The following is a 20,169-nucleotide window of genomic DNA, read 5'->3' as shown; positions in this document are numbered from 1 at the left end:
CGGAGCCTGTGAGCAGCTCCGAGAAGAACGTCGAGACACCGCGCGGGCCGGCCCGGGTTCGGATCACCGAACCGGCCGGCCCGTCGCGCAGCCAGCTCTTCCTGGGTCACGGGGCCGGTGGTGGCGTGGACGCGCCGGATCTGGTGGCGGTGCACGACGCCGCGGTGGCGGCCGGGGTGCGCGTGGTGCTGGTGACCCAGCCGTACCGGGTGGCCGGGCGGAAGGCGCCGGCTCCGGCCGGGCACCTCGACGAGGCGTGGACCGCGGTGGTGCGGGCGGTCGCCGTACCCAAGCTGCCGTTGATCTTCGGTGGTCGGTCGAGCGGAGCGCGCGTCGCGTCGCGGACCGCGCCCACGCTGGCCGCCGCGGGGGTGCTGGCCTTGGCCTTTCCGCTGCACCCGCCGGGCAGGCCGGAGAAGAGCCGCGCGGATGAGCTGCCCGCCGGAATTCCGACCCTGGTCCTGAACGGCGACCGGGATCCGTTCGGGGTGCCCGAGCCGTCCGGATCGATCGAGGTGATCGTGCGGCCCGGCGCGGTGCACGACCTGCGGAAGGACCTGCCGGGCACCGCGCGGCTCGCGATCGTGTGGCTTGCGCGACATGGCTGGGCGGCGGAATTCTGATCGTGGGCATGGCGTTACAGCACCGGATGGTTTTTTCATCGGAAGGGGTGTCTGCATTGCGTGCGGTCAAGCACGAGCGCCGGGAGACGACCCGGGTCCGGGAACTCCTGGCCTCGCCGGAATGGCCGGCCGTGGAGCCGGCGGCCCCCGCCACGCCGGTGAGCGTGAGCACACCGGTTTTCGAGAGCGTGAACGGGGCACTACCCGTATCCTCGGCGGGGCGGTCGAGGGGGGAGTCCAGGGTGGCCCAGAAAGAGCGTGTCGACGAGCGTCGTGAGCGCTTCGAGCGTGACGCGCTGCCGTTCGTGGATCAGTTGTACGCCGCCGGCCTGCGGATGACCCGCAACCCGGCCGATGCCGAAGACCTGGTGCAGGAGACGTTCCTCAAGGCGTTCTCCGCGTTTCACCAGTTCGAGGAGGGTACGAACCTCAAGGCCTGGCTGTACCGGATCCTGACGAACACCTACATCAACTCGTACCGGCGCAAGCAGCGGCAACCCCTGCAGGCGCCGACCGAGGAGATCACCGACTGGCAGCTCGCCTCCAGCGAGTCGCACACGTCGTCGGGTCTGCGTTCGGCCGAGACCGAGGCGCTGGACCGGCTTCCGGACAGCGACATCAAGGAGGCCCTGCAGTCCCTGCCGGAGGATTTCCGGCTCGCCGTCTACCTCGCCGATGTCGAGGGTTTCTCGTACAAGGAGATCGCCGACATCATGGGTACGCCGATCGGCACCGTCATGTCCCGGCTGCACCGCGGCCGGCGCAACCTGCGCAACCTGCTGGAGAAGTACGCCGTCGACCGGGGCATCACCCGGACCGCGTCCGAGCCGCAGGAGGCATGAGCCGATGTCGAGCGCCGAGGGCGAACACGAGACCGACTGCGACATCGTGCTCAGCGAGGTGTACCTCTACCTCGATCTGGAGTGCAGCGAGGACCGCCGTCAGCTGATCCAGAAGCACCTGGACGAGTGCACCTTCTGCCTCCGTGAGTTCGGTATCGAACACGAGGTGAAGGCGCTGGTCGGCCGCTGCTGCGGCGACGAGCGGGCACCGTCCGAGCTGCGGGACCGGCTGCGCCACAAGCTGGACCAGCTCGAGGTGCAGACCGAGACGCGGGAATACCTCCCCTGACGAAAAAGGGCCGGCGCGAGCCGGCCCTTTTCCATGTTCAGCTGTTGGGGCGCTTGCCGTGGTTCGCGCCGCTCTTCTTACGGGCCTTCTTCTTGCGAGCCTTCTTGGCCATAAGGGCCTCCTTCCTCACGCTTGCTCAGTCGCCGATCGTAGTCGGCCGGTCTCCCCGGCCTGGACTCACCCGCTCCAGATCCGTGATGTGATGACGTTTCCAGCACCGGAAGTGGCGAGGAGAGCGATCGGAATGTCCGAGGAGATCCGGGCCGAGATGGTGGCCAACGTCTGGAAGATCGTGGCCGGCGTCGGCGACACCGTGGCCGAGGGGGACACGCTGGTGATCCTGGAGTCCATGAAGATGGAGATCCCGGTGGTGGCCGAGTCCCGCGGGACGGTCGATCAGCTGGCGGTGGACGAGGGCGACGTGGTCCAGGCCGGCGACCTGATCGCCGTCATCGGCTGAGCTCTTATTTCTTCAGCCATCGCAGCAGGTAGGAACGGCTGCGCTGGCGCGGGACCACCGGCACCCGGACGGTGGCCGCGGCCAGTTCCCGGGTCGCCCGGTCCAGCTCCGGGGTGACCAGGGCCAGCTCGGCGATCGCCCGGGCGTGCGGCCCGCCGGCCGTCTCGGCCAGCCGCCCGGCCATCACGGCCGCCACGTCCGCCCGCGCGGCCGGATCCACCCAGGCGTAGGTGACCAGCGCGAACAGCGCCGCCTGGGCGACCCGGTCGACGTCCCCGTCGAGCAGGCCCAGCAGCAGCCGCCGCCGGCTCGAGTCCAGCCAGGGCTCCTCGGTCCCGTGGTGCAGCAGCCCCAGGCAGGCCCAGATCTCCGCGGCGCCGGGGCGTTCCGCGCCGGTCACCGCGGGGTGGCCGAGCATGGCGAGCAGCTCCCACGGCTCGACCAGCACCAGGCCGAGCGCGCGGTCGTAGGCGGCCGGCGGGTGCGGCCAGCCGGCCGTGGCGACCCGGAGCAGCCGGTCCACCGCGTCCGCCGACGGCTCGGCGTTGACCGTGGCCCGGCCGGACGGCAGCCGGGACAGGCCGGCCGGCGCGCCGCCCAGCCACGCCGTGTCCCGGCAGCACTCGGCCAGGTCGGTGTGCTCGTGCGTGTCGTCCGGGTGGTCGCGGATGAAGTCGGCGAGCGCGATCAGGTGGGCCACGTCGCCGTCGCCGCGGAACCGCAGCCGGTGCGCGGTGTGCACCACGCAGTCGAAGCGCGGGTCGCGTTGCAGCGCGCGGTCGGTCCAGCTCAGCGCCTCCTCCAACCGGCCCAGGTCGGCCAGGGTGGCGGCGACGTCGGCGTAGACCGAGAGGTCGTCCGGGTCGTACATGACGGCGCGGCGCAGCGCGGCGAGCGCCTCCGGGATCCGGCCGGCGCTGCGGTACGCGTACCCCAGCCAGATCTCGCCCAGCTTGGACGGCCGGGCCCGGGCGCCGCGGATCGCCCAGTCGACGGCGAGCCGGGCCTCGCCGAGCCGGCGGGCCAGCGCCGAGCCGGCGCCGAGCAGCATCGCGTGGTCGCCGTGCGCGTCGACGGCGTGCCGGACCACGGTCAGGTAGGGCCGCAGCGATGCCGCGGCGGCGGCCGGCGCCGGGTCGCCCACCGCGGTGCAGAGCCGCATCAGCACGCGGGCCAGCGCCTCCGGGTCGATCCGCCCGCCGAGCACCGGGTCGCTGACCCACGGGACGCCGGCCCAGTCCACCCCGGGGGTGTGGCCGCTGGCCGCGGCGAGCAGGGGCAGGCCGTCCTCCGGGCGCCCGGCCGCGGCGAGCAGGTGCGCGTGCGCGGCGACCCGGCCGGCCGGCGCGTGCGGCTCCAGCGGGAAGAGGTCGAGGGCCCCGTCGGTGTGTGCCGCCAATCGGCTGAGCAGCTCGTGGATCTCCGGCAGGGTGGGGGCTTGGAGCAACGCCCCGGCCAGGTGCCGGGCGGCCTGATCCATCTCACCGCGGTCGAGGGCCGCGCGAGCGAGGGCGAGGTCGTGCGGGACCTGGGGGTGGGCGTCCACGAGTGAAGACAGTACGGGCAGCGGAGCGATCTGTCAGTCCTCACGTTTGCGCAGTTGTGCGCGAAAGATTGACTTACTAATCTTTTTCTTGCAAGACTGCGCAGCAATTGCGCGAGAACTGCTCATCTGGGGAGGATGACGTGACAGAGCGAGGCCACGGGATGGCAGCGGACATTGCGGAACAGCCGGCGGGTTTCGCCCGCCTGCTGGAGGGCCCGCACGCGGACGCGATCGCCGAGGTCGCGGCCGAGATCGCGGCCCGCCGTCCGCGGAACGTGATCTTCGTCGGGCGCGGCACCTCCGACCACGCGGCGCTCTACGGGGCGTACCTCGCCGAGATCCGGCTGGGTCTGCCGGTGGCGAGCGCCTCGCCGAGCGCGATCACGCTCTACGGCGCCCGCCCCGACTTCACCGGGACCCTGGTCATCGGGGTCAGCCAGAGCGGCGGCTCGCCCGACCTGACCGGGGTGCTCTCCGCCGCCCGGGAGACCGGCGCGCTCACCCTCGCGGTCACCAACAACCCGGATTCGCCGCTGGCCCGGGCCGCCGAGCTGTCCGTGGACGTGGCGTCCGGGCACGAGCGGGCGGTCGCGGCGACCAAGACGTACACCGCCGAGCTGCTCGCGCTGCTGCTGCTGGTCGAGGGGATCCGGGCCGGCGACGGGCGGCTGCCGGAGAGCGAGCGCGCCGCGCTGGCCGGGCTCCCGGCGCTGGCCGAGACGGTGCTCGCGGACCGGACCGTGGACGAGATCGCGCAGCGCTACCGGTTCGCGCCGCACATGGTCACCACCGGCCGGGGGTACGCGTACCCGACCGCCCGGGAGGCCGCGCTCAAGCTGATGGAGACGTCGTACGTGCCGACGCTCGCGTTCTCCGGCGCCGACCTGCTGCACGGCCCGCTCGCGATGACCGACACCGACGTGCCGGTGATCGCCGTGGTCGGCGGCGGCCCCGGTGGCCAGTCGATGCGGGACGTGCTCGCCCGGCTGAGCGAGCGCAAGGCGGACGTGCTGACCGTCGGCCCGGAGGGGCGCCTGGTGGTCCCGCCGATCGACGAGCGGTACAGCCCGCTGCTCGACATCCTGCCGCTGCAGCGACTGGCGCTCGCGCTGGCGCTGGCCAAGGGCGAGGACCCGGACGCGCCGCGCGGGCTGAAGAAGGTGACCAGCACGCTCTGATCGAAACATCGGCGTGGCAGGCTTGGGCCGTGTCCACCCTGCGCGATCTCGTCGAGGAACACACCAACCTGGGTTCCGCCGACATCGACCACCTGCACCGCCTGGCCGGTGACTGGCAGCTGCTCTCCGACCTCTCCTTCGCCGACCTGCTCCTGTGGGTGCCGATCAAGGGGGACAAGCCGCGTCAGTTCCTCTGCGTGGCGCAGGTGCGTCCGACCACCGCGCCGACGGCGTATCAGGACGACCAGGTGGGCAAGATCTTCGGCGGCCCCGAGGTGGCCCACCTGGACGTGGCCTTCACCCAGGAACGGATCTGGCGGGAGGGCGACCCGGTCTGGTACGGCGACACCCCCGCCCGCCACGAGGCGATCCCGGTGCGCCGCCGCGCCGAGAACGACCACGAGGAGGGGCGCAGCGAGGTGATCGCGGTGATCGGCCGGGACACCAACCTGAGCACCGCCCGCACCCCGAGCCAGCTCGAGCTGAACTACCTGACCACCGCGGACGACCTGGCCCAGATGGTCGCCGACGGCACGTTCCCGCCGGCCCGGCAGCCCGGCGAGATGACCACCTCGGCGCCCCGGGTGGGCGACGGCCTGATCCGGCTGGACGCGTCCGGCAAGGTCACCTACGCCAGTCCGAACGCGCAGTCGGCGTACCGGCGGCTCGGCTTCAACGCGCACCTGGTCGGCGAGGAGCTCGCGCACCTGTCCAGCCGGCTGGCCGCCGACCCGCTGGAGGGCAACGACGTCGCCGAGCGGATCCGGTCCGCGCTGCGCGGCGAGTTCCCGCCCCGGATGGAGTTCGACGCCCGCGGCGCGACCGTGCTGACCCGGTCGTTGCCGCTGCTCCCGGCCGGGGTGCCGATCGGCGGGCTGGTGCTGGTCCGGGACGTGACCGAGGTCCGCCGGCGGGACCGCGCCCTGATGACCAAGGACGCCACCATCCGGGAGATCCACCACCGGGTGAAGAACAACCTGCAGACCGTGGCCGCGCTGCTGCGCCTGCAGGCCCGCCGGGTGGATGCCCCGGAGGCCCGGATGGCGCTGGAGGAGTCGGTCCGCCGGGTCGCCTCGATCGCGCTGGTCCACGAGACCCTCTCGATGTCCAGCGACGAGGCGGTCGAGTTCGACGGCATCGTGGACCGGGTCGCCACCGCCGCCACCGAGGTCGCCTCGACCAGCTTCCCGGTCGGCATGCGCCGCGAGGGCACGTTCGGGATACTGCCCGCCGAGATCGCCACCTCGCTGGTGATGGTGCTCAACGAGCTGCTGATCAACGCGGTCGAGCACGGCTTCGGTACGCCGGACGACGACGAGGCCGACGCGCCGGAGCCGCCGGAGCAGGGCGCCGAGGTGGTGGTCTCCGCGCACAAGTTCCGCAAGCAGCTGCACGTCACGGTCGCCGACAACGGGCGCGGGCTGCCGGAGGGCTTCAAGGCGGACGCCGGTGGGCGGCTCGGCCTGCAGATCGTCCGGGCGCTGGCCACCGGCGAGCTGCGCGGCAGCATCGAGCTGCGCAACCGGTCCGGCGGCGGCACGGAAGCGGTCCTGGTGGTCCCGCTCGGCAAGCGCTGACCTGGGCCCCGGCTCGGTAGGCGTCAGCCGGGGCGGCGCTCCAGCAGGACCAGGGTGGCCTTGGTCGCGGTCCAGACGTTCACCTGGCGGTAGTCCCGGGACAGGATCGGCTCGAACGCGCCGGCGCCGTCCAGCGGCTGACCGGTCGTCCACTGCCGGAAGTACCAGATCCGCTGCGGGCGGCCCAGGCAGCTGTCGACCGGCTCGGTGCACTCCACCGCGGCGAGCTCGCCGACCTGGGCGGACGGCGTGGTGAGCAACTCGTCGAACGGGTGCGCCCGGCCGCGCAGCTGGTAGTCGATGCCGGCGCGCAGCGACCAGTTGCCGGACCGGGCGTAGACGATCGCGTCGGCCGGCTGCAGCTCGCGCGCGATGATCCCGGCGACGGCGTGGAAGTCCGGGCCCATGTGGGTGGCCGGCCCGCGCAGGTCCCGCTGCTCCGGGACCGCGGTCACCGCGACCAGGGCCAGCACGAGCAGGCCGCGCAGGCGCAGGCCGTGCAGCGCGGCGGCGGCGCTCAGGGTGAAGGCGGGCAGCACGAACAGCACGTACCGCGGAACCCAGACCGGATCGGTGAGGAACGAGACCCCGATCAGTACGGCCGGGGGCACCCACGCCAGCACGGCCAGCTCCCGGATCAGCGCCCGGTCCGGCCAGCGCGCGGCCAGCGCCAGGCCGATCACCAGCACCCCGGCGACGGTGGCGCCGAAGATCGCGCCGGGCGCCGCACGAACCGTCCCGGCGGACATGTCCTTGATCCAGTCCAACTGGTTGCCGCGCTGGGTGGCGCCCAGATAGATGAAGGGCAGCACCGGCAGCAGGGCGACGACGGTGACCGGGAACCAGCGGAACAGCGACCGCTCACGGCTCAGCCACCAGCGGGACAGCACGATGAACAGGTGCCCGGCGAGCATCAGCAGGGCGAAGATGTGCGCCAGCCCGGTCAGCGTCACGGCCAGGCCGTAGAGCAGCCAGCGCCACCAGCGACCGCGATCGATCACCCGGTAGAGCAGCAGCGTCGCGGTGGTCGCGAAGAGGAAGGCCAGGCCGTACGCCCGGGCCTCCTGCGCGTAGCGGCTCATCTGCGGCACGGCGACCAGCAGCAGCGCGCCGAGCAGGCCGACGCCCGGGCTGAACAGGCGCCGGCCCAGCTCGCCGGCGACGCCGACGCCGAGCGCGACCGCGATCAGCGACGGCATCCGCAGCGCGATCTCCGAGACGCCGAAGACCGCGGTCCAGAAGTGCAGGAACAGGTAGTACGGCGAGATCACCCCGTCGAAGTGCCCGGCCTGCTCGACGATCTGCCCCGGCGTCCGCTGACTGACCAGCCAGCTCGCGTTCTCGTCCCAGCCGAGCGACGGGTGGCCGATCCGGATGAAGCCGACCAGCAGCATCAGCGTCGCCGGAAGCGCGGACGGGGCGAGGAACCACAGGCGGGGGGAAGTCATCGACGGCCAGCCTAGGACCGATGTGTTTCCGGTTGCGCCCTCGTTCCCCCGGGAGAGGATCACCGTCGATGAATGAAAGCCCCCGACCTGCGATGTCACGTTTTTGTAACGACAGTAGGAGAAGTCCCCCAAGTGCCGCGTGACACATTCTCGAAATCTGGACCTCACTGGCCCACATTCGGTTTGCGTGAGAGGCTTACCGGCATGACCGCTGCAATTGACCGCCGCTTCGTGGCCCGCCGCCACGTCGACTACGGCCGTGTCTTCAGCGCGATGTGTCCGGCTTCCTGACGCCGCCCCCCTTTATTCCGGGCGCGGACGACAAGCCGGCCCCCTCCCGACGCTGAAGTCGCGGAGCCTCCACAAGGCCGCGATTGTCCTCCGGTGCCCACGAAACCCGGAGGACCGCCGCCATGGCGCCCAGCAACACACCCGCAACGCCCGCCGCTCGCCCCCGTAAGGCGCGCGGCGAGGGTCAGTGGGCGCTCGGACACCGCGAGCCGCTCAACCCCAACGAACGCAGCAAGAAGGACGACAACCCGCTCAACGTCCGGGCCCGGATCGAGAACATCTACGCCCACGGCGGGTTCGCCTCGATCGACCCGGCCGACCTGCGCGGCCGGTTCCGCTGGTGGGGCCTCTACACCCAGCGCAAGGCGGGCATCGACGGCGGCCGCACCGCGGTGCTGGAGCCGGAGGAGCTCGAGGACGAGTACTTCATGCTCCGCGTCCGGATCGACGGCGGCCAGCTGAGCCTGGCCCAGCTGCGCGTGATCGGCGAGATCGCCACCGAGTTCGGCCGGGACAGCGCCGACATCACCGACCGGCAGAACATCCAGATGCACTGGATCCGGGTCGAGGACATGCCGGAGATCTGGCGCCGGCTCGAGTCGGTCGGCCTGCAGACCACCGAGGCGTGCGGCGACTGCCCGCGGATCGTGCTGGGCAGCCCGGTCGCCGGGGTCTCGGTCGACGAGGTGATCGACGCGACGCCGGCGATCGACGAGATCGTCAAGCGGTATGTCGGCGACCCGCGCTACTCCAACCTGCCGCGCAAGTTCAAGTCGGTCATCTCCTGGCTGCCGGACGGGCCGTACCAGGCGAACGACATCGCGTTCGTCGGCGTCGAGCACCCGGACCACGGCCCCGGCTTCGACCTCTGGGTCGGCGGCGGCCTCTCCACCAACCCGCGGCTGGCCGAGCGCCTCGGCGTCTGGGTGCCGCTCGCCGAGATCCCGGACGTCTGGGAGGGCGTCGTCGGGATCTTCCGGGACTACGGCTACCGCCGGCTGCGGCACCGCGCCCGCCTGAAGTTCCTGCTCGCCGACTGGGGCGTGGAGAAGTTCCGGGAGATCCTGGAGAAGGAGTACCTGGGCCGCACGCTGCTCGACGGGCCGTCGCCGGACCTGCCGGAGAAGCCGATCGACCACATCGGCGTGCACAAGCAGAACGACGGGCGGAACTACGTCGGCGCCGCCCCGATCGTCGGCCGGTCCTCCGGCAAGCAGCTGACCGCCCTGGCCGACCTGGTCGAGCAGCACGGGTCGGATCGGGTGCGGCTCACGGCGTACCAAAAGCTCCTTGTCCTTGATGTCGCGGACGACCGGGTGGAATCGCTGATCACCGGCCTGCGCGGGATCGGGCTGGAGGCCCGGCCCTCGGCCTGGCGGCGCGGCACGATGGCCTGCACCGGCATCGAGTACTGCAAGCTCGCGATCGTCGAGACCAAGGCCCGCGGCGAGGAGCTGGTCGCCCGGCTCGAGGAGCGGCTCAAGGACTTCGACGCGGACATCTCGGTGCACATCAACGGCTGCCCGAACGCCTGCGCCCGCACCCAGGTCGCCGACATCGGACTCAAGGGCCAGCTGGTGCTGAACGCGCAGGGCGAGCAGGTCGAGGGCTTCCAGATCCACCTCGGCGGCGCCCTCGGCATGGCCAAGGGCGAGACCGCCGGCTTCGGCCGCAAGCTGCGGGGCCTCAAGGCCACGGCGGAAGAGCTTCCCGAGTACGTGGAACGCGTCGCCCGCAACTACCTGGGCGGCCGCACCGACGGCGAGACCTTCGCCAACTGGGTGATGCGTGCGGAAGAGGAGCTCCTCAAATGAGCGACGCCCGATCCGCACCGCTCTACTGCCCCTACTGCGGTGAAGAGGACCTCCGCCCCAACGAGTCCTCGCACGGCGCCTGGGAGTGCCACTCCTGCGCCCGCGTCTTTTCGGTCAAGTTCATCGGGTTGTTGTCCAAGGGAGCCACGTCATGAGCATCCTCAACGCCACCGGTCTGGGCCTGATCAACCTGGGCGCCCCGAGCGCCCCCGCTGACCCCGCCCGCCGCGGCCCCGACGAGCTCCGCGAGCTGGCCCTGGCCGCCGCCCGCGACCTCGAGGGCCGCCCCGCCGAAGAGATCGCCAAGTGGGCGACCGACACCTTCGGCGCGCGGTTCTGTGTCACCAGCTCGATGGCCGACGCCGTGGTCGCGCACCTGTTCTCGCGCGTCGCGCCCGGCGTGGACGTGGTCTTCCTCGACACCGGCCTGCACTTCCCGGAGACCCTCAAGATCCGGGACACGGTCGCCCGCACGATGAACGTGAACGTCCGCTCGATCCGCCCGCGGATGACCGTCGGCCAGCAGGACGGGGAGTACGGTCCCCGGCTCTTCGCCCGCAGCCCCGACGAGTGCTGCTTCATGCGCAAGGTCGAGCCGCTCGAGCGCGCCCTCGCCGAGTACGACTCCTGGGCCACCGGCCTGCGCCGCGACGAGTCGCCGACCCGCGCCAACACGCCGGTCGTCGCGTTCGACGCCAAGAAGGGCAAGGTCAAGGTCAACCCGATCGCGGCCTGGACCCAGACGGACGTGGACCGCTACATCAGCCGGTGGAACGTGCCGGTGAACGAGCTGTTCAAGAAGGGCTACGGCTCGATCGGCTGCTGGCCGTGCACCCGGCAGACGAAGGCCGGCGAGGACCCGCGGGCCGGCCGGTGGGCGATGTTCGAGAAGACCGAATGCGGTCTGCACGTCTGATCCCGGGCCTCGCCGAGCCGCGCCTTGTCAAGACGCGGTCGTTGCGGCCCCGGCCCGCCGTGGTGCTCGTCGCGCACGGCAGCCGGGACCCCCGGGCGGCCGAGTCGACCGAGGCGCTGGCCCGGGCGGTGCGGCGGGCCCGGCCCGAGTGGCTGGTGCGGGCGGCCTACCTGGACCATGCCGGGCCGCGGCCGCTCGACGTGCTGGCCGGGCTGGGGGCCCGGCGGGCGGTGCTGGTGCCGTTGCTGCTGACCTCGGCGTACCACGGACGGGTTGATCTTCCCGCGGTGGTCGCCTTGGCGTCGTCCCTGGCGGCTGACGTGGTGCTGGCCGAGGTGCTCGGGCCGCCGGTCGGGACTCCGGTGCGGGTCCCTCGTTTGCTGCTGGACGGGCTGGTCCGGCGGCTACCGCCGGCCGGGTTCGACGGGATCGTCCTGGCCGCTGCCGGGACCCGGGACGCGGCGGCTCGCGGGACGGTGGAGCATGCGGCGGCGGCCCTCGGGGCCCGGCTGGGGGTGCCGGCGGCGGTGTCCTATTCGTCCGGGGTGGGGCCTCGGGCCGGGGACGCGGTGCGGGGGCTGCGGGAGCTCGGTGCCCGGCGGGTTGCCGTGGCGGGGTACTTCCTCGCGCCTGGGTTGCTGTATGACATGGCGGTGGAGTCGGCTCGGGAAGCCGGGGCGGTCGCGGTGGCGGAGCCGCTCGGGGATGCGCCGGAGTTGGTCGGGCTGATCAGTGCCCGGGTGGCGGCTGCCGGTGTGCGGATGGCCGCCGCGGCCTGAGACCGCTCGGTCGCGGCCTCCAGTTGCGGTTGGCGGCGGGACGCGGTGGCTTGCCAGGCGGCGTCCGCCGTTGGTCACGGTGGCGGCCGCCTGTGGCGGTTGGCGGCTCGGCGCGGTGGCTTGCCAGGCGGCGTCCGCTGTTGGTCACGGTGGCGGCCGCCGGTTTCCGGTCGTGGGCGGTCGCGGTCACCTGCCTGCTTGGGTACGTCCAGAGCCCCGTCACAACCGCAACTCGCGCCCACTGCTGTCACCCGGTCGGATGACGGCCGGCGGAGGGCGGCCGTCGCTGAGGGCCGTTTGTGGCCGTGGTCGCCGGCTGAAGCGGCTCGGCCGGCGCTGGTGGTCGCGTACCCGAGCGGATGACAGCCGCTAGTGGCAGCCGCCGCCGGCACCGCCCGTACCCCCCCCCGGGCAGGAACCGCGCCCAGCCTCGGCCGTGGGTGGCGCCGCCGTGGGTGACCGGAGGCGGACGCCGCCTGGTGAGCTGCCGTGCCCAGCCTCGGCCCTGGCTGGCGCCGCCGTGGGTGACCGGACGCGGACGCCGCCTGGCGAGCCGCCGTGCCCAGCCTCGGCCCGAGGCCAGGCGATCAGCTCAAGGAAGCCGGCCAGCACACCTACTACCTGGGGGTCCCCCCCAATGGCAATTGTCCCGCGAAACGGCAAGATCCCGCTGCCGCCCTGTGGACAACCCATTGCTGTGGACAACCACCCGAGCCATCGACCCGGATCCCCCGCCATCCCCACCCACAAGTCGATCACCAACGATCTGCTACCCAAAGTAACGATCACTCTGCGCTATGCAACAACCGAAGTCGAGATTGGATGATCCACAGCGGAGTGTGCCGGAGTAGCGACGGAAACCGATCAAGCGCCAATTTCGAGATCATTTCAGGAGTACGGGGAAACGTACGGTGATCGAATTGACGCTCAGCGGAATGGCAGCAGTGGGTAAGCGAACCGAAACAGCAAGACGCCCCGAAGCCGACATGGCTCGGGGCGCGAATGCTGTGTGGGGGATTGAAATCAGGCAGTGGGAGCGGAGACCCGAAGGCCGCCACGACGCTTGACCGCGCGCCGTTCGTCTTCGCTCATTCCGCCCCATACGCCGGCGTCCTGGCCGGACTCGAGTGCCCACTGGAGGCAAGACTCGGTCACAGGGCACCGCCGGCACACGGCCTTGGCCTGCTCGACCTGCAGGAGCGCGGGGCCGGACGTCCCGATCGGGAAGAACAGCTCCGGGTCCTCGTCGCGGCAGATCGCATCGTGACGCCAGTCCATGGCGGCAAACTCCTTGTTTCGGATGGGGTAATGAAAACAGTGCTGTTTACCTATATGCATGCGCCCGCAGTGCCGACGGGTTGTACCCGTACACTCACCGGAGCGTCAGCAAGCCTTTGTGATTGGTAGCCGTTCTGCGCTTCTTGTTTAGGAACGCGCACAAGCCGCTACCGGTTACTTCTTATCGCTTGTGAATGCTTTCACGAACTCTCGCGATGTCAAGGGTAGCGCTGGAAGTTTCTTCCAGCGGGTGAGCTGCCTCACGCACCCTTATGTCCGGTTCTGCTGCTCTTGCCAGAGCCGGTTGACGAACGCTCCCATCAATGTAGTACGGTCCCGGCCACTTCGCCGACCTTTTGCCCGTGTTTCTGTAACGGATCGTGAGCAAGTCCCGAAAGACGTACCCCGGCGTCAGCAGATCACACGTAGCGCTGATGGGACGGACACGAAGTGCACCTTCTGCCGCTCGCCGAGATAGTCGCCGTCCAGCTGGAATGCCTGGGGTCGGGACGCGATCACGGTGAACTCGGCAAGGTCGTGCAGACGAACTACTTGTTTACCCCGCGGATCACCCGATCGCCACGCGAGTTGTGTCACCGTCTTGGCTGTTGCGGAAACCTTGAGTTTACGCAGGGCGAAGACATCGAGCCCGAGATCGAATGATGCGTCCGGATTCGGGTCCACCGGACGGTCGCCGGCGTACGTCCAGGGGGCCGTGTTCTGAATGATCACCGTGCCCAGACCGGCCTCCGGTGTCTCACCCGGACGTTCCAGGGCCATCGGCGGATCGGACCGGTCGACGCCGGTGAAGAACTGACTGACCATCGACCGCGCGTAGAGGCCCGGCGTCGAGGTGCGGCCGCGCAGCCGGGCCTGCTCGACCCGGCGGATCACCGCGGCGTCCCAGCCGAGGCCGGCCGTGAAGGTGAAGTAGCGATCGTCGGCGCGACCGAGATTGATCACCCGGTGCCGGCCGTCGCGGAGTCCGTCGAGGATCACGCTCGTCCCGTCCACCCAGTCGCGGGGGAGACCCAGCGCGCGGGCGAAGACGTTGGTCGATCCGCCCGGGACCACGGCGAGCGCCGGCAACCGGAAGGCCGGCGGGCCGGTCAGCCCGGTGAGCGCCCCGGGCGCGGTCATCAGTCCGTTGACCGCCTCGTTGACGGTGCCGTCGCCGCCCAGCGTGACCACCACGTCGATGCCGTTCTCGGCGGCGGTGCGGGCGAGGTCGGCGGCGTGGCCACGACGCTCGGTGTAGCGGACGGTCAGATCGACGGCGCTCTCCAGCGCCCGGACGAGGACGTCCCGGCTGCGCTCGGTGGTCGCCGTCGCTCTGGGGTTGACCACCAGCAACGCACGCATGGGCGGCACCTTACCTGCCGGAACCGGTTCTGACTGCCGGTATGGTGCAGCCGTGACCGGTGAGAATCCCGTGACTTCGGTGGCCGCGACCCTCGACTGGGGCGTGCGGCTGCTCTATTTGCAGAGCGTGGGGATGGCCGGGCTCACGGCGTACCTAATTGTCCTTGATCTGACCAGCCATGATGCGAACCTCGGCGTGGCGGCCTCGCTGACCGGGATGGCGGCCCTGGCCGCCGTGGTGATCTTCTTCGTCGCCCGGGGCCTGGGCCGGCGGAAGGTCCGGGCTCGTGGCCCGGCCGTCGTGGTGCAGCTGTTCGTGCTGGCCACCGGTGGTTTCCTGGTCCAGTTGGGGCCGGTCTGGCTGGGCCTCGTGCTGCTGGTTCTCGGCGCGATCACCGCGGTGCTGGTGCTGGTCCCGGCAAGTAGTCGGGCGTTGGGTGTCGATTAGCGGGTCCGGTGTGGCCGATCAGGGCCTAACCTGGACGAGTGACCGGCTCAACGGTGCGCCCGCCCGCCTATCAGCAGCTAGCGGACGAGTTACGGGCGGAGATAACTTCGGGGCGGCTGCAGCCCGGCGAGCGGCTGCCGCCTGAGCCCGAGCTGTGCGTCAAGATCGGCGTCAGTCGCAGCACGGTGCGTGAGGCGCTACGTCTGCTCGCCAGCCAGCATCTGATCGTGACCACCCGCGGGGTGACCGGCGGCAGCTTCGTCTCGCACCCGGATGCCGGGCAGCTGGCCGAGGGGCTCTCCACCGGGTTCGCGCTGCTCGCGCACTCGGCCGGGGTCGGTCTCGCGGATCTGCTCGAGCTGCGGCGGGCGCTCGAGGTGCCGGCGGCCGGGCTCGCGGCCGAGCGGCGTACCGACATTCACCTGGTGGAGCTGCGCGCGGCGCTGTTCGACCCGGCGAGCGACGACTTCGACACGATGATGGCGGCCCACTCGGCCTACCATCGGGTGCTCGCCAAGGCGACCGGCAATCCGCTGTTCGAGCTGGTCGGGAGGCCGCTCTACCAGGCCTCCTACGGCGAGGAGGTGGTCGCCGACCTGCCGCCGGAATACTGGTCGCGGATCGACGCCGACCATCGGGAGCTGCTGGACCATCTGGTGGTCCGGGACGCCGGCGCGGCCATGCTCACCGCTGCCCGGCACCTCGATTACATCGCCGCGGCGACTAGTACTCCGTCCGGCGCGTGAGCAGGCGGATCGTCGCGAACTGCCCGTTCGCCTCGGCGGAGGCGGACGTGGTCAGCGCGGTCAGCACCTTCCACGCGAAGGACGACTCCGAGGGCAGCCGCGCGCCGCGCACGGTCGACACGGTGACCTCGACGGTCAGCGCGTCGTCGGTGACCGCGAACCGGCACTCCAGCTCGGCGCCGCGGGTCGCGATGGCCAGCAGCATCGCGCAGGCCTCGTCCACGGCGATGCGCAGATCCTCGATCTCGTCGAGGGCGAAGTGCAGGCGGGCGGCGAGGCCCGCGGTGGCTGTCCGGAGCACGCCGAGGTAACCACCGTCGGCGGGAACGGTCAGGAGAACGACGTCGTCTCCGACTTCCGGCTCCGTCTGGGTCAACTGACTCACCCGCGACCTCCTCCTGTCGGTGGAGACTCTAACCGGTTACAGCGAGTTATTGCAGAGGCCGGCGCGCTCATGCGAGCGCGCCGGCTCCGGTACTGCTCAGGCCTGCTTGGTCTCCCAGAAGATCTTGGAGATCTCCTCGATCTTGCCGAGCAGCTGGTCAGCGATGGCGACGTCGACCGAGCCCTTGGCGCCGGCGGCACCGGCGAGCTTGGTGGCCTCGTTGAAGAGCTGGTGCAGGTTCGAGTACTTCTCGAAGTGCGGAGCCTTGAAGTAGTCGGTCCACAGCACCCACAGGTGGTGCTTGACCAGCTCGGCGCGCTGCTCCTTGATCAGGATCGCCCGGGTGCGGAACTCGGGGTCCGTGTTCGCCGCGTACTTCTCGGCGATGGCCTTGATCGACTCGGCCTCGATCCGGGCCTGGGCCGGGTCGTAGACGCCGCACGGCAGGTCGCAGTGGGCGCTGACCACGTTGCTCGGGGTGAGGAAACGCGGAAGTCGCATCAGGACTCCTCCATAGAAATTTGCGATGATCCGCCTTGACACTACCCCTTACATCCTTGGGCTAACGCGACGGAGGCTTGATGCCTTGAGATGGCAATTACCACTGTTCGCCGTGCTGGTGAGCGGCCCGTCGATGGCCCCGGCGCTGCGCCACGGGGATGCCCTGATCGTCCGTCGAGGCGGCTCGGTAAGGACCGGCGACATCGTTGTCGCCCGCTTCCGTTCCCGCCCGGACCTGCTCGTCGTTAAGCGGACGATGCGGGAACAGGACGACGGCTGGTGGCTGGAAGGGGACAACGAGTTCGTCCAGGACGACTCACGTGCGTACGGCGTGGCAGATGTCATCGGCCGCGTGGTGTTTCGCTACTACCCCAGCCCAGGGCGGTTACGTTAGTCTCCAGTATCCCCAGCGCACACCCGCGCTGCGGTCGCTTTCCCGGGTGACCCCCGCATCGCACCGCCTCCTGGCGCATACTCGCGACCAGTTTGTGCAGGTGCCACGTATCAATGTCGATGCCGTGTGGAGTTCACCGTGTCATTCTTCAGTTTCGAGCTCGATCCTGCCCTCGCCGCCGATCCGGTCTTCGACCTGCACCGCCGGGGCAAGATGACGATGAGCGCGACCGTTCCCCTGGCCAGCCGGGACGACCTGTCCCTGGCGTACACCCCGGGCGTCGCCCGGGTCTGCGAGGCCATCGCCGAGGACGAGTCGCTCTACCCCGACTACACCTGGACCGCCAACACCGTCGCCGTCGTCACCGACGGCTCCGCGGTGCTCGGGCTGGGCAACATCGGGCCCAAGGCCGCGATGCCCGTCATGGAGGGCAAGTCGGTCCTGTTCAAGCAGTTCGGCGGGGTCGACTCGATCCCGATCTGCCTGGACACCCAGGACGTCGAGGGCATCATCGCCACGGTCAAGGCGATGGCCCCGTCGTTCGGCGGGATCAACCTCGAGGACATCAGCGCGCCGCGCTGCTTCGAGATCGAGCGCCGGCTCGACGCCGAGCTCGACATCCCGGTCTTCCACGACGACCAGCACGGCACCGCGGTCGTCACGCTCGCCGCGCTGCGCAACGCCGCCAAGCTGCTCGGCCGCTCCTTCGCCGACCTGCGGGTGGTGATCAGCGGCGCCGGCGCGGCCGGGGTCGCGATCACCCGGACCCTGATCGCCGCGGGCGTCCAGGGCGCCAACATGATCGTCGTCGACTCGCGGGGCATCATCCACGCCGAGCGCGGCGACCTGTCCGGGATGAAGGCCGAGCTCGGCGCGACCACCAACATCTCCGGTCGCACCGGCGGCGTCACCGAGGCCCTGATCGGCGCGGACGTGCTGGTCGGCGTCTCCGGCGGCACGATCGGGGAGGAGGCCCTCGCCGGCATGGCGCCGGGCGCGATCATCTTCGCGCTGGCCAACCCGACCCCCGAGGTCCACCCGACGATCGCCCACAAGTACGCCGCGATCGTCGCCACCGGCCGCAGCGACTTCCCCAACCAGATCAACAACGTCCTCGCGTTCCCGGGCATCTTCCGCGGCGCGCTGGACGTCCGCGCCACGACGATCACCGACGCGATGAAGGTGGCGGCGGCGGACGCCATCGCCGCGATCGTCTCCGACGATCTCCGTCCGGAAGCGATCGTTCCGTCACCCCTCGACCCCCGCGTCGCCCCGGCGGTCGCGGCAGCGGTCGCGGAGGCAGCCATCCGCGACGGCGTCGCCCGCCGCACTCCGGCCCCGGCCCCGGCCCCCGCGCCGGCCTCCACCCCGGCCCAGGCCCGCCAGCCGGCCTGACCCCGAAACCCACCCGGACCAGCCAGTTTGCCTGGCTCAGGCGCCAAACCGGTCCTGTCGGCTTGCCTGGCCCTCGGTCTCTTCCTCGGCGCGCCGTCCCACCACCTGGTGGGGCGGCGCGCCGCTTTTCCGGGCTCGTTCCTCCCAAGATCAAGATCAAATTCTTCTTTGCCTCGGTCCGCCGGGGTACAGATCGTCGCTCCCGCGGGGACCCTTCCGGTCCTCGCAGGGCGCTGGCGCGCCCAGAACGCGAGCCCCTACAGGGCGACGTCCGAGGGTGGTTGCGGTTCAAAGAACCCACGCGACCCTCGTCGGACTCCGGGCCGCCACGCGCCTCCCGCTCTCGGCTGGTGTTGAGGGCTGCTTCAGGCCGGATGAGCGACCCTGAGGGCCAGCCGGAGGCGCGAGCGGCACGGGCCCGGGGCGAGTCTCGCTGTTGGTGGCTGGGGCCGTGGGGTGTCTCGGCCGCGGGCGGGGATTTCGGGTTGATCGATGTGCGGGACGTGGGGGCGGAGTTAGGGTCGGGGGATGCGCGCCGCCTATGCCTCCTCGCTCCAGCCTGACGCGCCGCTGAGCGGCCTGACCGTCGGTGACCTGCCCTTCGCTCCGCCGGACGGGTGGGTGCCGGTCGAGGTGCGGGCCAGTTCACTCAACCAGCACGACATCTGGTCGCTGCGCGGGGTCGGGCTGCCCGCCGACCGGCTGCCGATGATCCTCGGCTGCGACGCGGCCGGCGTGACCCCGGACGGCGCTCCGGTGCTGGTCTACCCGGTGGTCGAGGACAAGGCCGACCCTCGGGGGTATTCACTGTTCTCCGAGCGGTATCCCGGCACGCTGGCCGATCAGGTCGCCGCCCCGCGGGAGAACCTGCTGCCGATCCCCGAGGGGGTGTCGTTCGCCGAGGCGGCGTGTCTGCCCACGGCGTGGCTGACGGCGTACCACATGCTCGTCACCCGGGGCCGGGCCGCCGACGCGGGTGCCGTCCTGGTCCAGGGCGCCGGCGGCGGGGTCGCCACCGCGGCGGTCGCGATCGGGGTGGCGCTCGGCAAGCGGGTCTACGCAACCAGCCGCGACCAGGCGAAACGGGACCGGGTCGCGGAGCTGGGCGCGGTCGCCGTCGAGCCCGGCGCCCGCCTCCCGGAACGCGTCGACGTGGTGATCGAGTCGGTCGGCGAGCCCACCTTCGACCACTCGATGAAGTGCGCCGCCCCGGGCGCCCGGATCGTCGTCTGCGGCGCGACCGGCGGTCACCTGGCCCGGGTCGACCTGCGCCGGGTCTTCGCCATGCAGCTGGAGATCCTCGGCAGCAGCATGGGCACCCCCGCCGAACTGACCGAGCTCCTGAAGATGTGCGCCGCCGGCCGGCTCCACCCGGTGATCGACTCCAGGTACCCGTTCGCCGGCATCGCGGAGGCCTTCAGCCGCCTCTCCTCCGGCGAGGTCTTCGGCAAGGTGCTCATCGAACACTGACCGCCCGGCCCGCGAGACTGCGTCCACCCTCAGCCTGTGCCGGCGACACACCGGGCTCCGCCCTCAGCCGGTGCCGCCGGCCCGCGAGGCGGCTTCCGGCATCGGCCGGTGCCGGATCCGCGGAGGTGTTTCGCGGCCCTGGGATACACCCCCTCGGGGCGACCGGAAGTGGTGTCGCACAGGACGTCCGTCGGGGCGTCGTGCTCTTGGCGAAAGCGTGCGTGGCTTGGTTAGGGTCGGGCGCATGTCTGACAACAGCGTCGACCCGAGTGGGAACACCGAGGCGTTCCGGGCGTTCACCGGAAAGCCGGAGGACGCGGCATCGTCGAAGATGCCCTACATCATCGGTGGCGTCGTCGCCGCCGTGGTCGTGATCGCCCTGATCGCCTGGCTCGCCCTGTAGGAACTCTGTCTCACCCGCCCGGCT

At 71.0% G+C, this 20,169-nt stretch carries 22 protein-coding genes; 15 read left to right on the top strand and 7 right to left on the bottom strand.

The window, feature by feature from the left end; translation table 11 throughout:
* Window positions 1-8 precede the first annotated feature (8 nt).
* The 3 genes from L3i22_RS49030 to rsrA are packed head-to-tail and all read left to right on the top strand — an operon-like array spanning window position 9 to window position 1,754.
* Window positions 9-623, top strand: a complete 615-nt coding sequence (locus L3i22_RS49030; RefSeq protein ID WP_221324236.1) for an alpha/beta family hydrolase — start codon at window positions 9-11, stop codon at window positions 621-623.
* Window positions 624-649: 26 nt separating this feature from the next.
* Window positions 650-1,465 carry a sigma-70 family RNA polymerase sigma factor gene (locus L3i22_RS49025; protein ID WP_221330529.1) on the top strand — a complete coding sequence of 272 codons (816 nt, stop codon included), beginning with the start codon at window positions 650-652 and terminating at the stop codon, window positions 1,463-1,465.
* A gap of 4 nt (window positions 1,466-1,469) precedes the next feature.
* Window positions 1,470-1,754 carry a mycothiol system anti-sigma-R factor gene (rsrA, locus tag L3i22_RS49020; protein WP_221324235.1) on the top strand — a complete coding sequence of 95 codons (285 nt, stop codon included), beginning with the start codon at window positions 1,470-1,472 and terminating at the stop codon, window positions 1,752-1,754.
* Window positions 1,755-1,791: 37 nt separating this feature from the next.
* Here rsrA and L3i22_RS54790 read toward each other — a convergent pair whose 3' ends face one another.
* Entirely contained in the window at window positions 1,792-1,866 is a 75-nt protein-coding gene (locus tag L3i22_RS54790) for a 50S ribosomal protein bL37 (RefSeq protein ID WP_369700219.1), read from the bottom strand.
* Between the two features lie 126 nt (window positions 1,867-1,992).
* Here L3i22_RS54790 and L3i22_RS49015 point away from each other — a divergent pair, with 126 nt between their 5' ends.
* Window positions 1,993-2,214, top strand: coding sequence for a biotin/lipoyl-binding carrier protein (locus tag L3i22_RS49015; RefSeq protein ID WP_221330528.1), 222 nt, complete (start codon window positions 1,993-1,995; stop codon window positions 2,212-2,214).
* A 4-nt stretch (window positions 2,215-2,218) separates the two neighbouring features.
* On the opposite strand, the gene L3i22_RS49010 is transcribed toward L3i22_RS49015, so the two are convergent.
* On the bottom strand, window positions 2,219-3,760 hold the full coding sequence (locus tag L3i22_RS49010) for a tetratricopeptide repeat protein (RefSeq protein WP_221324234.1): 1,542 nt from the start codon (window positions 3,758-3,760) through the stop codon (window positions 2,219-2,221).
* A 161-nt stretch (window positions 3,761-3,921) separates the two neighbouring features.
* Between L3i22_RS49010 and L3i22_RS49005 the strand changes: the two genes are divergently transcribed.
* Both L3i22_RS49005 and L3i22_RS49000 read left to right on the top strand, forming a co-directional pair.
* On the top strand, window positions 3,922-4,938 hold the full coding sequence (locus tag L3i22_RS49005; protein ID WP_221324233.1) for an SIS domain-containing protein: 1,017 nt from the start codon (window positions 3,922-3,924) through the stop codon (window positions 4,936-4,938).
* A 29-nt stretch (window positions 4,939-4,967) separates the two neighbouring features.
* Window positions 4,968-6,515, top strand: coding sequence for a sensor histidine kinase (locus L3i22_RS49000; RefSeq protein WP_221324232.1), 1,548 nt, complete (start codon window positions 4,968-4,970; stop codon window positions 6,513-6,515).
* A gap of 23 nt (window positions 6,516-6,538) precedes the next feature.
* On the opposite strand, the gene L3i22_RS48995 is transcribed toward L3i22_RS49000, so the two are convergent.
* Window positions 6,539-7,963, bottom strand: coding sequence for a glycosyltransferase family 39 protein (locus L3i22_RS48995; protein ID WP_221324231.1), 1,425 nt, complete (start codon window positions 7,961-7,963; stop codon window positions 6,539-6,541).
* A 413-nt stretch (window positions 7,964-8,376) separates the two neighbouring features.
* Between L3i22_RS48995 and L3i22_RS48990 the strand changes: the two genes are divergently transcribed.
* The 3 genes from L3i22_RS48990 (at window position 8,377) to L3i22_RS48980 (ending at window position 11,763) form a co-directional block, all read left to right on the top strand.
* Complete coding sequence (locus L3i22_RS48990; RefSeq protein ID WP_221324230.1) at window positions 8,377-10,068, top strand: nitrite/sulfite reductase; 1,692 nt, start codon at window positions 8,377-8,379, stop codon at window positions 10,066-10,068.
* Between the two features lie 151 nt (window positions 10,069-10,219).
* Window positions 10,220-10,984 carry a phosphoadenylyl-sulfate reductase gene (locus tag L3i22_RS48985; protein WP_221324229.1) on the top strand — a complete coding sequence of 255 codons (765 nt, stop codon included), beginning with the start codon at window positions 10,220-10,222 and terminating at the stop codon, window positions 10,982-10,984.
* Window positions 10,966-11,763: a sirohydrochlorin chelatase gene (locus tag L3i22_RS48980; RefSeq protein ID WP_221324228.1), complete on the top strand. Its 798-nt coding sequence runs from the start codon at window positions 10,966-10,968 to the stop codon at window positions 11,761-11,763. Before L3i22_RS48985 ends, L3i22_RS48980 begins: the two co-directional genes overlap by 19 nt.
* A gap of 1,023 nt (window positions 11,764-12,786) precedes the next feature.
* Here the strand turns inward: L3i22_RS48980 and L3i22_RS48975 are convergent.
* Together L3i22_RS48975 and L3i22_RS48970 are read right to left on the bottom strand one after the other, a co-directional pair.
* Window positions 12,787-13,041, bottom strand: coding sequence for a WhiB family transcriptional regulator (locus L3i22_RS48975; protein WP_067697263.1), 255 nt, complete (start codon window positions 13,039-13,041; stop codon window positions 12,787-12,789).
* Between the two features lie 411 nt (window positions 13,042-13,452).
* Complete coding sequence (locus L3i22_RS48970) at window positions 13,453-14,403, bottom strand: diacylglycerol kinase family protein (protein WP_221324227.1); 951 nt, start codon at window positions 14,401-14,403, stop codon at window positions 13,453-13,455.
* Window positions 14,404-14,455: 52 nt separating this feature from the next.
* Here L3i22_RS48970 and L3i22_RS48965 point away from each other — a divergent pair, with 52 nt between their 5' ends.
* Both L3i22_RS48965 and L3i22_RS48960 read left to right on the top strand, forming a co-directional pair.
* Entirely contained in the window at window positions 14,456-14,851 is a 396-nt protein-coding gene (locus L3i22_RS48965) for a hypothetical protein (RefSeq protein ID WP_255657714.1), read from the top strand.
* Between the two features lie 38 nt (window positions 14,852-14,889).
* The gene (locus L3i22_RS48960; protein ID WP_221324226.1) at window positions 14,890-15,597 is read left to right on the top strand and encodes a FadR/GntR family transcriptional regulator; all 708 of its coding nucleotides are present in this window, start codon (window positions 14,890-14,892) and stop codon (window positions 15,595-15,597) included.
* On the opposite strand, the gene L3i22_RS48955 is transcribed toward L3i22_RS48960, so the two are convergent.
* Both L3i22_RS48955 and sodN read right to left on the bottom strand, forming a co-directional pair.
* The gene (locus L3i22_RS48955) at window positions 15,575-15,982 is read right to left on the bottom strand and encodes an ATP-binding protein (RefSeq protein WP_221324225.1); all 408 of its coding nucleotides are present in this window, start codon (window positions 15,980-15,982) and stop codon (window positions 15,575-15,577) included. The genes L3i22_RS48960 and L3i22_RS48955 overlap by 23 nt on opposite strands.
* A 96-nt stretch (window positions 15,983-16,078) precedes the next feature.
* Complete coding sequence (gene sodN / locus L3i22_RS48950) at window positions 16,079-16,483, bottom strand: superoxide dismutase, Ni (protein ID WP_221324224.1); 405 nt, start codon at window positions 16,481-16,483, stop codon at window positions 16,079-16,081.
* Between the two features lie 25 nt (window positions 16,484-16,508).
* Between sodN and L3i22_RS48945 the strand changes: the two genes are divergently transcribed.
* From L3i22_RS48945 to L3i22_RS48930, 4 genes are all read left to right on the top strand, one after another.
* On the top strand, window positions 16,509-16,877 hold the full coding sequence (locus L3i22_RS48945; RefSeq protein WP_221324223.1) for a S26 family signal peptidase: 369 nt from the start codon (window positions 16,509-16,511) through the stop codon (window positions 16,875-16,877).
* A gap of 213 nt (window positions 16,878-17,090) precedes the next feature.
* Window positions 17,091-18,272, top strand: a complete 1,182-nt coding sequence (locus L3i22_RS48940) for an NADP-dependent malic enzyme (protein ID WP_255658791.1) — start codon at window positions 17,091-17,093, stop codon at window positions 18,270-18,272.
* A gap of 528 nt (window positions 18,273-18,800) precedes the next feature.
* Window positions 18,801-19,742: a zinc-binding dehydrogenase gene (locus L3i22_RS48935; RefSeq protein ID WP_221324221.1), complete on the top strand. Its 942-nt coding sequence runs from the start codon at window positions 18,801-18,803 to the stop codon at window positions 19,740-19,742.
* 244 nt (window positions 19,743-19,986) lie between these two features.
* Window positions 19,987-20,145 carry a hypothetical protein gene (locus L3i22_RS48930; RefSeq protein WP_221324220.1) on the top strand — a complete coding sequence of 53 codons (159 nt, stop codon included), beginning with the start codon at window positions 19,987-19,989 and terminating at the stop codon, window positions 20,143-20,145.
* The last annotated feature ends 24 nt before the right edge of the window (window positions 20,146-20,169 follow it).

Origin of the sequence: Actinoplanes sp. L3-i22, assembly GCF_019704555.1 — a bacterium.
Classification (GTDB): Bacteria; Actinomycetota; Actinomycetes; order Mycobacteriales; family Micromonosporaceae; genus Actinoplanes.
The sequence above is the reverse complement of the archived record's forward strand: the minus strand, read 5'-3'. Positions and strand labels throughout refer to the sequence as shown.